Source organism: Arthrobacter sp. Y3223166, from assembly GCF_059090935.1.
On the sequence record NZ_JBNHGE010000016.1, the window covers coordinates 1 to 12,202 of the forward strand.

The 12,202-nt window shown below is 67.7% G+C and carries 10 protein-coding genes; 3 read left to right on the forward strand and 7 right to left on the reverse strand.

Going from position 1 to position 12,202, the window contains the following annotated elements; translation table 11 throughout:
- Positions 1-55 precede the first annotated feature (55 nt).
- Entirely contained in the window at positions 56-1,054 is a 999-nt protein-coding gene (locus tag AC5RUH_RS09270) for a 4Fe-4S dicluster domain-containing protein (protein WP_494022604.1), read from the reverse strand.
- Complete coding sequence (fdh, locus tag AC5RUH_RS09275) at positions 1,051-4,353, reverse strand: formate dehydrogenase (protein ID WP_494022603.1); 3,303 nt, start codon at positions 4,351-4,353, stop codon at positions 1,051-1,053. The genes AC5RUH_RS09270 and fdh overlap by 4 nt, the downstream gene beginning before the upstream one ends.
- Before the next feature lie 341 nt (positions 4,354-4,694).
- Between fdh and AC5RUH_RS09280 the strand changes: the two genes are divergently transcribed.
- A complete protein-coding gene (locus AC5RUH_RS09280) occupies positions 4,695-6,137 on the forward strand; it encodes an amino acid permease (RefSeq protein WP_494128408.1) in 1,443 nt (480 codons plus the stop codon).
- 37 nt (positions 6,138-6,174) lie between these two features.
- On the opposite strand, the gene AC5RUH_RS09285 is transcribed toward AC5RUH_RS09280, so the two are convergent.
- From AC5RUH_RS09285 to AC5RUH_RS09300, 4 genes are all read right to left on the reverse strand, one after another.
- A complete protein-coding gene (locus AC5RUH_RS09285) occupies positions 6,175-7,863 on the reverse strand; it encodes an alpha-amylase family protein (RefSeq protein WP_494128409.1) in 1,689 nt (562 codons plus the stop codon).
- Positions 7,864-7,901: 38 nt separating this feature from the next.
- The gene (locus AC5RUH_RS09290) at positions 7,902-8,858 is read right to left on the reverse strand and encodes a TIGR03885 family FMN-dependent LLM class oxidoreductase (RefSeq protein ID WP_494128410.1); all 957 of its coding nucleotides are present in this window, start codon (positions 8,856-8,858) and stop codon (positions 7,902-7,904) included.
- Between the two features lie 10 nt (positions 8,859-8,868).
- A complete protein-coding gene (locus tag AC5RUH_RS09295) occupies positions 8,869-9,432 on the reverse strand; it encodes a dihydrofolate reductase family protein (RefSeq protein ID WP_494128411.1) in 564 nt (187 codons plus the stop codon).
- A 74-nt stretch (positions 9,433-9,506) separates the two neighbouring features.
- The gene (locus AC5RUH_RS09300) at positions 9,507-9,944 is read right to left on the reverse strand and encodes a VOC family protein (protein WP_494000331.1); all 438 of its coding nucleotides are present in this window, start codon (positions 9,942-9,944) and stop codon (positions 9,507-9,509) included.
- An 84-nt stretch (positions 9,945-10,028) separates the two neighbouring features.
- Between AC5RUH_RS09300 and arfB the strand changes: the two genes are divergently transcribed.
- On the forward strand, positions 10,029-10,469 hold the full coding sequence (gene arfB / locus AC5RUH_RS09305; RefSeq protein WP_494128412.1) for an alternative ribosome rescue aminoacyl-tRNA hydrolase ArfB: 441 nt from the start codon (positions 10,029-10,031) through the stop codon (positions 10,467-10,469).
- A 127-nt stretch (positions 10,470-10,596) separates the two neighbouring features.
- On the forward strand, positions 10,597-11,394 hold the full coding sequence (locus AC5RUH_RS09310) for a CPBP family intramembrane glutamic endopeptidase (RefSeq protein WP_494110083.1): 798 nt from the start codon (positions 10,597-10,599) through the stop codon (positions 11,392-11,394).
- A gap of 138 nt (positions 11,395-11,532) precedes the next feature.
- Here AC5RUH_RS09310 and AC5RUH_RS09315 read toward each other — a convergent pair whose 3' ends face one another.
- Entirely contained in the window at positions 11,533-12,141 is a 609-nt protein-coding gene (locus AC5RUH_RS09315) for a biotin transporter BioY (RefSeq protein WP_494075572.1), read from the reverse strand.
- Positions 12,142-12,202 lie beyond the last annotated feature (61 nt).

The following is a 12,202-nucleotide window of genomic DNA, read 5'->3' on the forward strand; positions in this document are numbered from 1 at the left end:
CGCCGGGAGCGGCGCGGCGGCTCGGGCGGGCGGTAGCTGTCGAAGTCGGAGACGGTCACCCGCGGCCTCCCGTCAGGAAGGCGGCCGTGGCCGCGGCCAACATGCCGGCCGCGGCGATGCCGGCCCGTTTGAACATGCGCGGCAGGTCCGCCGTGGGCACGCGCGGGTCCGGCGGCAGCCCGTACACCTCCGGTTCGTCGAGCAGCAGGAACACGGAACCGGTGCCGCCCACGCCGTCGGCATCGTTGGCCCCGTAGAGGCGTGCCTCGGTCAGCCCCTGCGAGTGGAGTTCTGCTACCCGCTGCTTCGCGGTGGCCACCATTTCCTCGCGCTCGCCGTACTTGATCGACGTCGTGGGGCACGCCTGGGCGCAGGCCGGCGTCTGGCCGTCGGTGATCCGGTCGTAGCACAGCGTGCACTTCTGGGCGACACCGACGTTGCGGGTCGGGGCCTGTTCCCCCGGGGTGAAGTCGCGCTGTGTCTTCGGTCCTGCCGTGCCGTCGCTGCGCCGTTCGATCACGCCGAACGGGCATCCCGCGACGCAGGTGCCGCAACCGTTGCAGACGTCGTCCTGCACCACCACGGTGCCGTGCTCGGTGCGGAACAGCGCACCGGTGGGGCACACGTCCAGGCACCCGGCGTTGGTGCAGTGCTTGCACACATCCGAGGACATCAGCCAGCGGAAATCAGGCGTATCGGGGGGCGTGGTATCCACCCCCGGAGGCTTCCCTGCTGCAGCCGCGCTTCCCGGCGGGCCGATGCCTGGCATGCCGAGGCTGACGAGTGCGCGCCCGGAGTCGCGCGCCTTTTCGATCCGCCCGCGGTCCTGCTCGACGAAGGCGACGTGGCGCCACGTGTCGGCTCCCAGCGAGCCGGTGTTGTCGTAGGAGGACTGCAGCAGCTCGTGCTGCGGGTCGGCGGGATTGCGGTTCCATTCCTTGCAGGCCACCTCGCACGCCTTGCAGCCGATGCAGATCGAGGTGTCCGTGAAGAAGCCCTTGCGCGGGTGTCCGGTGTGCGGAATGTCCCCGGGCGCTTCGGTCAGCCGGTTCATGAGCCTTCCCTCGTGGTGTCATCGCCCGGCACGGGGCCGGGGTGGGTGATCTTGTCGCTGCCGGTCTCGGGTGTCACCCCGGCGCGGGCCTGGTATTCGGCGACCAGGGCGAGCAGTTCCGGGCCCCGGGGACGGCGGCCCGGGAGGATGTCGCACGATCCGGCCTTGGATTCCTGGATCTGCACGTTGGGGTCGAGGGTCACGCCCAGCAGATCGTTGGCTGCGTCCCCGCTGATGACCGCTTCCTGTCCGACGCCCCAGTGGTAGGGCACCCCGATTTGGTGCACCGTGCGCCCGCCGATGACCAGCGGCTTCATCCGTTCGGTCACGAGCACCTTGGCCTCGATGGCTGCCCGCGGCGAGACGATTGTCGCCCAGCCGTAGGGTTCCAGGCCGCGTTCCGCCGCCAGTTCCGGCGACACTTCGCAGAACATTTCCGGCTGCAGCTCCGAGAGGTACGGCAGCCACCGGCTCATCCCGCCGGCCGTGTGGTGTTCGGTCAAGCGGTACGTGGTGAACACAAAGGGGTAGATGTCCGCACCGGGCACGTTGGCACTCGGGGCGCTGAGATTGTCTGCGCGCGGGAAGGTGAGCCGGGCGGGATTCTGCTGCTGCCCGTAGAGCGGGTTGGCGACCGGAGATTCCTGCGGCTCGTAGTGGGTCGGCAGCGGCCCGTCCACCATGCCCTTGGGCGCGAACAGCCACCCCTTGCCGTCGGCCTGCATGATGAACGGGTCGTCGCCGGCCAGCCCGGCGGCGCCGCCGGCCGTCGGATCCGGCCTGCTCCCGGGAGCGCGGTCCAGCGGGAAATCGGGGACGTCCTCCCCGGTCCACCGGTTCTGCTCCGGGTCCCACCAGACGTACTTCTTGCGTTCGCTCCAGGGCTTGCCGTCGGGGTCCGCCGACGCGCGGTTGTAAAGGATCCGCCGGTTCGCCGGCCAGGCCCAGCCCCACTCGGAGGCGACCGGCCCTTGTTCCTGGCCGGGCTTGCGGTCGGCGGCGTGGTTGATGCCGTCGGCATACACGCCCGTATAGATCCAGCATCCTCCCGAGGTCGAGCCGTCGGGGCGCATCTCGGTGTACGACGAGAGGGGCATGCCGGCGCGGGGACCGGTGAGATGCCGGCCGTTGATTTCCGCGAGCACCGCCTCCCCGTCGGGGTCGCCGTGTTCGTCGGTGGGATAGTCCCACGTGAGGTCCAGCAGCGGCCGGTCCCGTTCATCGGTCGAATCCGCCAGCTTTGCCCGGAGGCGTTGGCCCAGCTCGTAGAAGAACTGCAGTTCGCTGCGGCAGTCCCCCGGCGGCTGGATGGCCTGGTGCCGCCATTGCAGGAGCCGCTGGGTCTGCGTGAAGGTTCCGGCCTTTTCCACGTGCGTCGCCGCCGGCAGGAAGAAGACTTCGGTGCCGATGTCCTCGGTCCGCAGCTCGCCCGTGGCGATCTCGGGGCCGTCCTTCCACCACGTCGCCGACTCGATGAGGTTCAGGTCGCGCACCACCAGCCATTTCAGATGGGACATGCCAAGGCGCTGCATGCGCCCGTTGGCGGATCCGACCGCGGGGTTCTGGCCGAACAGGAAGTAGCCCTCGACCTCATCGGCCAGCATGCCCATGACTGTCTGGTAGGTCCCGTGCGGGCCGTTGATGCGCGGAAGGTAGCCGTAGCCCCAGTCCGAGTCCTCACGGGCCGCGTCGCCCCACCAGGCCTTGAGCAGGCTGATGGTGTAGGCATCGGCGTCGGCCCAGTAGCCCTTTTGGTCCGGCGACGCGATGCCGCCGAGGTAGTCCTGCAACGTCTCCATCTCGGCCTTCGGCATGGGGAGGTAGCCGGGCAACAGGTTGAACAGGGTCGGGATGTCGGTGGAGCCCTGGATGCTGGCATGGCCGCGCAGCGCCATGATTCCCCCGCCCGGCCGGCCCATGTTGCCCAGCAGGAGCTGCAGGATCGCCGCGGTCCGGATGTACTGCGCGCCCACGGTGTGCTGGGTCCAGCCGACGGAATACGCAAAGCAGGTGGTCCGGTCGCGTCCGGAGTTCTCCGTGACCGCCCGCGCCAGGTAGTCGAAATCCGCCAGGGAAATGCCGCAGGCGTCCCGGACCATCTCCGGGGTGTACCGGGCATAGTGCCGTTTCAGGATCTGGAACACCGTCCGCGGGTGCTCCAGCGTGGGATCCTGCTCGAAATCGGGGTGGGCCAGGGTCGGCCCGCCGCTGCCGTACTGGTGCCCGGCCGCCCGGTCCGCGGTGTCGGCGCCGTGTTCGTGGCCGCCGGCTTCTCCGGCCTCCGCCTTCCGTTCATAGGCCCAGGACGCGAGGTCGTACTGGCCCGTTTCCGGATCGAATCCGGAGAACAGCCCGTCCAGGTCCTCGGTGTCACGGAACTCTTGGTTCACCAGGGTCGCCGCATTGGTATAGGCCCGCACGTAATCCTTGAACCACAGATCGTTGCTGATCACGTAATTGATCAGGGCGCCCAGCAACACGATGTCCGAACCGGCCCGGATGGGCACGTGCCTGTCTGCCACCGCGCTGGTGCGGGTAAACCGCGGATCCACATGGATGACCTTCGCGCCGCGGGCCCTGGCTTCCGTCACCCACTGGTAGCCCACGGGATGGCACTCGGCCATGTTGGAGCCCTGGATGACGATGCAGTCGGCGTTGGCCATGTCCTGCAGCGATTGCGTCGCGCCGCCGCGTCCGAACGAGGTTCCCAAACTGGGAACCGTTGCGGAGTGTCAAATGCGGGCCTGGTTCTCGAGCTGGATGGCGCCCGCAGCGGTGAAGAGTTTCTTGATCAGATAGTTTTCTTCGTTGTCGAGGGTCGCCCCGCCCAGCCCGGCGATGCCCATGGTCCGCCGGAGCGGCCGGCCGTGCTCATCGCTTTGCTGCCACGTGTTCCGGCGCGCGTCGAGGAACCTGTCGGCAATCATGTCGACGGCGGTGTCCAGGTCAAGGTGCTGCCAGTCCTTGGCGTGGGGCGCCCGGTAGAGCACCCTCGTCTGCCGGCCGGGCGCGTTGACCAACTGCTCGCTGGCGGATCCCTTGGGGCAGAGCCGGCCGCGCGAGATCGGCGAATCCGGGTCACCCTCGATCTGGACAACCTTTTCGTCCTTGACGAAGACACGCTGGCCGCAGCCCACCGCGCAGTATGGACACACGCTCTGCACCACGCGGTCCGCGGTGGACGTCCGGGGAGCGATTTCACGGGTCCGCTGCGAGGTCACGGCCTCGCCCCGCCCGAGAGAATCACTCGTGCGGAACTGCCGTACCACCGGCCACTCCAGGAAGCTGAACCGCGACATGGGCCCACCCTAACCCATCCAATTCACGGACAACAGGGGAAACGACGACGCCGGAGGATCGGCTCCGCGGGCACAGGCTGCTCCCCCAGCAGCGAGCGGGCGCCTGCGGGGAACGCCGCCTGGTACTCGTCCACGGTCTTCGGCTTGTCCCTGTCTCGAAGCTACCCGCCGCGGGCCAGACCGGGGCCGGTGTTTGCCGGTTTTGCGCGTGAGGGCCGGCAAGGTATTCCCTGCGGGCAGCGCGCGGTCCATACTCGGACACGTACGGGGCATCGGCGGGACGGAGCCGCCCCTGGCGCAGGCTCCGGCCGCAGATGCAGGCGCGAACATCGGAGTCTGGCATGGCTACTTGGAGCGGTTCCCAGTCCCTCCTCCGGCGCAAGCCGATCACGGAGCTGGCGGAGGAGAGCGGGGAAAGCCATCTGTCCAAAAGCCTGGGCGTCTGGCAGCTGACCGCGATCGGCGTCGGCGGGATCATCGGCATCGGCATTTTCACGTTGGCCGGGCTGGTGGCCAACGGCGGCCCCGAGGCGGCTCCGGTCGGCCCGGCGGTGCTCATTTCCTTCCTCATTGCCGGCCTGGCCAGCGCGGCGGCGGCCCTGTCGTACGCGGAATTCGCGGGCATGATCCCGTTTGCCGGTTCGGCCTACACCTATGGCTATGTGGCCCTGGGGGAGGTCATCGGCTGGTTCATCGGCTGGGACCTGCTGCTGGAATACACTGCCATCGTCGCCGTCGTCGCCATCGGCATCTCGGGCTATTTCAGCGCCTTTATGGAGGGCATCGGCGTCCAGGTCCCGGCGTGGATGGAGGGCACCGCCGACACGGTCGAGGGCGGCGTGGTCAACCTGCCGGCCATCGTGGTCTGCCTGCTGATTACCTGGATCCTCAGCCGCGGGACCCGCACCTTCGGCCGGTTCGAACTGATAGCGGTGGGGCTGAAGATCCTGCTGATCCTCTTCATCATCGGGCTGGGGTTCTTCTTCGTGAACCCGGGCAACTACAACCCGTTTATGCCCTCCGGATTCGGTCCGGTACTGGCCGGAGCCGCCACCGTGTTCTTCGCGGTGTTCGGCTATGACGCGATGAGCACGGCGGCAGAGGAATCCGTCGACGGCAAGAAGCACATGCCGAAGGCGATCCTGCTGTCGCTGGCCATCGCGATGACTCTCTATGTGCTGGCCACCCTGGTGCTGACCGGCATGCAGAACTACAGGGACATCAGCCCCACCGCGGGGTTCGCGTCCGCCTTCGAGTCGGTCGGGCTGCCGGTCGTGGCCACGATCATTGCCGCCTTCGCCGTTGTTTCGATCCTGACCGTGATGCTCACCTTCCTGCTGGGCGTGACGCGGGTGTGGTTCTCCATGAGCCGCGACGGGCTGCTGCCGTCCTGGTTTGCGGCGACGGACCGGCACGGCACCCCGCAGCGGGTGACCTGGATCGCCGGCATCGCGTCGGCGCTGCTGGCCGGAGTGTTCCCCATCCGGGCCGTGGCGGACCTCACCAACATCGGCATCCTGGCCGCCTTCGTGGTGGTTTGTGTGGCCGTAATCGTGCTGAGGCGCACCCGTCCCGAGGTGCCGCGGACTTTCCGGCTGCCGTGGATGCCGGTCGTCCCGGCCTTCGGGGTCCTGGCCTCCGGCTTCCTGATGCTCCAGCTGCACTGGGAAACCTGGCTGCGCTTCGTGGTCTGGCTGATCATCGGCCTGGCCATCTACCTGTTCTACAGCCGCAAGCACTCACTGATGAACCCGGACAGCCCGCGCCACCGGGCCGTACCCTGACTTTTCTCGGTACTGTGTCCTGAAACCGCGCGCCAACCTACGGTAGCCGCCGGTCCTCGGGATGCTGCAGGCGCAGCCACTTGTAGCCGAACCCCTCGAGGGGCAGGGTGCAGGTGCCGTCCTCGGCGATTTTCACGTCTGCGCCACCCAGCAGGTCCAGCAGCGGCACGGCCCGGAGCATTTCCGCGGGCCGGTCCTGCGTGGCCAGATTCAGCACGACGGTAACTGGATCGGACGAGAGGTTATGCAGCAGCACCATGCTGGACTCCTCCCAGGTGCAGCGGTGCGCCAGCACGGACTTCTCCGGCTGGTCGAGGATCTCGAAGTGCCCCCAGCCCAGCTCCGGGCACTCCCGGTAGCGCTTGATCAACGTGGCCATGAAGTTCCACAGGGACTCCGGGTCCCGTTTGGCCTGGGCTGCGTTGACGAACTGCGGGCCGAAGCCGCCGTCGGCCAGCGGCGAGATCAACTGTCCGGGCTCGGCGGTGGAGAAGCCCGCGTTCGGACCGTTCGTCCACTGCATGGGGGTGCGGACCGCCAGGCGGCCTTCCGCGTCCAGGTTCTCCCCCATGCCGATCTCCTCGCCGTAGTACAGCACCGGGGTGCCGGGCAGGGAAAACAGGAGCGAATACACCATCCTGATCCGGCGCGGGTCTCCGCCCAGCATCGGGGGCAGGCGGCGTTTAAGACCGCGGCCGTAAAGCTGCATCTGTTCCTCGGGCCCGAAGGCCGCGAAGACCTCTCGGCGCTCCTCCTCGGTGAGCTTGTCCAGCGTCAGCTCGTCGTGGTTGCGCACGAAGGTGGCCCACTGGTTGTCCGGGTTGATGGCCGGCCTGCCCTGCAGGGCCTTCGCCAGCGGGCCCGCGTCCTGCCGGGCCAGGGAGAGGTACATGTTCTGCATGGCGATGAAGTCGAACATCACGTTCAGTTCGTCGCCGTCGCTGCCGCCGAAGAAGATCAGCTGGTCCTCGTAGGGCAGGTTGACTTCGCCGAGCAGTATTCCATCGCCGCGGCGACGGCTCAGGAAACGGCGAAGGTCCCGCAGGAATTCGTGCGGATCCGGCAGCCCGGACCCGTCCTGCCCCGTGGTTTCAAGGAAGAAGGGCACCGCGTCAACCCGAAAACCGTCAAGCCCCAGCTCCAGCCAGAAGCCCATGGCCTTGGCGATATGGTTCCTGACCTCGGGGTTGGTCACGTTCAGGTCCGGCTGATGCCTGTAGAAGCGGTGCAGATACCACTCCCCCGAGGGCGAATCCTGGGTCCAGATGGACCGCTCCTGGTCCGGGAACACAACCTCCCGGGAGGTGTCCGGCGGCGGGTCGGACCGCCACACATAGTAGTCCCGGTAGGGACTGTCCGTGGACCGGCGCGCGGACTGGAACCATGGATGCTGGTCGGAGGTGTGGTTGACCACCAGGTCCGCGATGACCCGCATGCCGCGGTCCCGGGCCGTGCGGAGGAACTCCACCAAGTCCCCATGGTCTCCCAGCCGCCGGTCCACGCCGTAGAAGTCCGTGACGTCGTAGCCGTCGTCCCGTTCGGGCGTCGGATAAAAGGGCATCAGCCAGATGCAGGTGACGCCCAGCTCGGCCAGGTAATCCACGCGCTGGGCCAGGCCGGCGAAGTCGCCCACGCCGTCGCCGTCGGAATCGAAGTACGTTTCCACGTCCAGGCAGTAGACAACAGCTGTCTTCCACCACAGGTCGGACGTGTCGGTAATCCTCACTGGCTACTCCTCGCTTCCCGTCCATGCGGTCCGGTCCGTCAGCGCAGTTTCGGCAGGACCTCGCCGGCGAACGTCTCGATGAAGGGCCGCTGCTCCTGGCCCACGAAGTGCAGGTACAGCTCGTCGAAGCCCAAGTCCAGATACTCCTGCAGCCACTCCACATGCCGGCCCGTGCTGGCCGATACGTTGACCGCCTTGCGCAACTGGTCCTCGCCGACGTGCTCGCTCACGGCGTCGAAGTGGCCTGCCGTGGCCAGGTCCGCGGCCACGTGCGGGGCGAAGGTGTTGGAGCGCCACTGGTCCAGGCCGATCTCGACGGCCGCCTCCTCCGACGGCGCCCAGGACAGGTGCACCTGCAGCGCGGCCTTCCCGCGGCCGCCATGGTCCCGGTAGCCGGCGAGGACCTTCCTGAGCTGCTCCGGCGCCTGGTTGACGGTGATCAGCCCGTCCGCCCAGCGCGCGGCACGGCGGGCGGTCTCCACGCTGATGGCGGGGGCGATCAGCTCGGGCTTGGGCTCGGGCACCTCCCAAATCCGGGCGTGCTCGACGGTGACCAGTCCGCGGTGGGTGACCTCCTCGCCGTCGTGCAGGCGGCGGATCACCTCCACGGACTCCTCCAGCCGCTGCTGGCGCACGTCCTTGGCGGGCCAGGCGTCGCCCGTGATGTGCTCGTTGGAGTTCTCGCCACTGCCCGGCGCCATCCAGAACCGGCCCGGAAACATGACGGCCAAGGTCGCCGCGGCGTGGGCAATGATCGCCGGATGGTAGCGCTGGCCGGGGGCGGTGACCACGCCGAACCGCAGCGCGGTGGTGGCCAGCGCCGCACCGAGCCAGGACCAGGCGAAGCCGGAATGACCTTGGCGCGCGGACCACGGCTCGATGTGGTCCGAGCACATGGCGGCGTCGAACCCCGCCTCCTCTGCCAGTTTCACGTCCTGCAGCAGCTGGGCGGGCGAGATCTGTTCGTGGGATGCGTGGAATCCGATGACAGGCACCCCTCCATCCTTATGGTGCCTTGGCGGGTTGTCGAGGAATGTATCGCAGGTACGCGATGCCGTTGTCGAAGATTCTGTGTTCGGTAAGGCTCAGGTCGAGGTGCACGTCGTCGGGCAGGGCGCGCAGGCCTCCCCCCACCATCTTTGGCACCACAAAGAACCGGAAGTCGTCAACCAGGCCCGCACGGATCGCGTCTGCCGCGACCGTGGGCCCGAAGATCTCGACTACACCCTTCGCACGCTCCACGACCCGCTGCAGCTCGACCAGGCTCAGGCGCGGCACGATGCGTGCCCGGTCCGAGGTGAGCTCTTCGACCGTCATGGTCGACGACACCACGACCTTGTCCAGGCCCCGCCAGCGCCGGGCGAACTCCCGCTCAGCCACAGGACGGTCCTCGCCGTCCGGATAGGTGTCCCAGTACCCCATCAACGCATAGGTTCTCCGCCCGAGCACCTCGGTGGACACCTCCGCCATGCGCTCGAGGTGCACGGCGAACACGGCATCGCTCGGGCCCGTCCACTGGAAGTCGCCGTCGGCATCGGCGACGTAGCCGTCGATGGACGTTGTTGCCACAAAGGCGAGGGTTCCCATGATCGTTCCGCCCCTTCACGCTGGGTGTGCCGGTGCCGGAGCGACGCCGGCACCGGTCAGTTCTTCTTCAGTTCCTCGGCGAGCATCACGATGATGCCGCTGGGACCGCGGACGTACGTGAGCCTATAGGCGTCCTCATAAGTCGCCACCCCGCGAAGCGGCCGGCAGCCGTGTTTCGCGGCTATTTCGAGGGCCTTGTCCAAATCGTCTACCGAGAAAGCGACCCGGTGCATGCCGATCTCGTTCGGGCGGGTGGGCGAAGACTCGATCGCTTCGGGGTGGAGGTACTCGAAGAGTTCGAGCCGGCCGTGACCGTCCGGGGTCTGGAGCATCGCGATGTTGGCGTGGTTGCCGTCGAGCCCGACGGCGGTGTCGGTCCAGTCACCGCTGACCGTGTCACGGCCGAGGACCGTCAGGCCGAGGTCAGTGAAGAAGGCGATCGCTGCTTCGAGGTCGCGAACGGCGATACCGACGTTCTCCAGTTTGATGGCCATGCGCGACATGCTAGCGAGCCGGGAGGACAAAAAAGAAGCCCCCAGCCAGCTGCGCCGCGTCGGAGTTGCGGCACAATAAATCGTGTGGACGACCTGCATGTGCCCCCGGGACCCGGCGCGCCCCGCGGCCTCCGGGTGCCGGCGGGAGAGCTGGTCGAGCAGTTCTCCCGAGCCTCGGGCCCTGGCGGCCAGAGCGTCAACACCGCCGACTCACGTGTGCAGCTCAGTCTCGATCTGGGGACCACGACGGCGCTCAGCGAGATCCAACGCGATCGCGCCGTCGCCAGGCTCTCCGAGAGGATCTCGGGCACGGTGCTCACCATCAGCGCCTCCGAACACCGCTCCCAGCGGCAAAACAGGGCTGCGGCGCGGCAACGCCTCGTCGCACTCCTGCGGGACGCGGTGACTCCGCCTGTCGTCCGGCGGGCAACCCGGCCCACGGCTGGCTCGCGGCGCCGCCGGCTCGAATCGAAACGGTTGCGCTCGGAGACCAAGCGCAACCGCAGGCGCCCAAACTCCGAATAAGCTGACCATTTTGCGCTCTTGGAATGGGGTGAGCATGGGTAACGGTGCCTCGAGAGCCGAACCGGCGCCATCTCCCCGCGGAGGTCCTGCGGGACGCCTGATCGCCCGGCATCCGGTAACTGCCTTTGTGGTCATTGCGATCGGGCTGACGTGGGCGGCGCAGGCGATATCGATCGTTTTGCTGGGCAACGTTGTGCCCGGGCTCCTGGCAGAGCTGCTGATCCTGCTGGGTACGGCGGTCCTCGTGACCGCAGCCTCCGGCGGCGGGAAGGCGGTCCGGGGCCTTTTTCGGCAGGCTGTCCGCTGGCGGGTAGGCGTCGGCTGGTATATCGCCGCCCTGCTCGCCATACCCGTGCTGACCCTGCTGATCGCCGCGGCGACCGGGTCTTTTCGGCAACCGGAAGCCGGCTGGGCCGCTGAAACCGGCAACTATTTCCTCAATGCCATCCTCGTCGGGGCTGTGCTGGCGAATATCTGGGAGGAGCTGGCCTGGACCGCCGTGGTACAGCACCGGCTGATGGAGCGGTGGGGCCTGATCGCCGGCTCGCTGCTGACAGCCTTACCCTTTGCCCTCATCCACCTCCCCCTCGCCTTCGCGGACAAAGGCTTCACGGGGACGCCCGTCCGGGAGGTGCTTTTCTATTGGGCGGTCCTGTTTCTCTTCGCCCCGATTTTCAGGCTCTTGGCCGGCATGGTGTATCTGGGCGCGGGCGGAAGCATCCTCATCGTCGGCCTCCTTCACGGGTCCTTCAACGCCTCCGGCTCGGAAAAGCTCAAGGCGTTCGAGGGAGAGTGGCAGCAGATCGCCGCCGCAGCCATGCTCGCCGTCGTCCTAGCGCTCTACCAACAAAGCGGGGCACGCGCTAAGGGGCGCCGAACAGGATCCAGACCGGATCGCTACTCAGCATTCCCGGACGACACCTGAACTGGACTCGGTGCAGCGGCGGCGTCTTGTTGGAACAAGCATTGAGGGAGCCCGGAATTCAAGTGGACACGATACGAGTAGCCTCAGGTGGCATCACGTCCTAGAGCAGGGGCATTCCAAGCGGGCGGGTCGAGTCCCTTAGGCGCGGGCAGAGTCCTTGGGCAGTCGGGCCGCCAGCTTCCACGCGGCCGGCATGGCGGCTGCCGCGATCAGCGACTTCACGATGCCGCCGATGATGAACGGGTATAGGCCCCACTCGAGCGTCTGCTGCAGGTCGGCGCCCAGGGAAATGGCCAGCCAGGCCATGCCGAAGACGAAGGTGATCACGGTGCCCGCCAAGAATGAAACGGTGGCGCCCAGGAACTTTTTGTCCCAGTTGCGCTTGGCCAGCCAGCCGGTCAGCCCCGCGGCGGCGATGAAGCCCACCAGGTAGCCGCCGGTCGGGCCAACGGCGGCGGCCAGGCCGGAGGAGGCGTCGCTGAACACCGGCATGCCGGCCACGCCGGCCACCCAGTACAGTGCCATCGACAGCATGCCGCGGACCGGGCCCAGCGTGCTGCCGACCAGCAGGACGGCCAGGGTCTGGCCGGTGATCGGGACCGGCCACAGCGGTACGGCCAACTGCGCCATGACGGCGGTCAGGCCTGCCCCGCCGACAACCAGCGCGGTGTTGGCCAAGGCGGTGCTGGGGACCAGGGCGTCGGCCAGGACACCCTGTCGCGCAACGGCGGCTGATGCTGTGCTCATGGTTGCTCCTTGTGTTTTCGGAAAATCATCAAGAACCGCGCCCCGGCGGATTGAGCGGTGC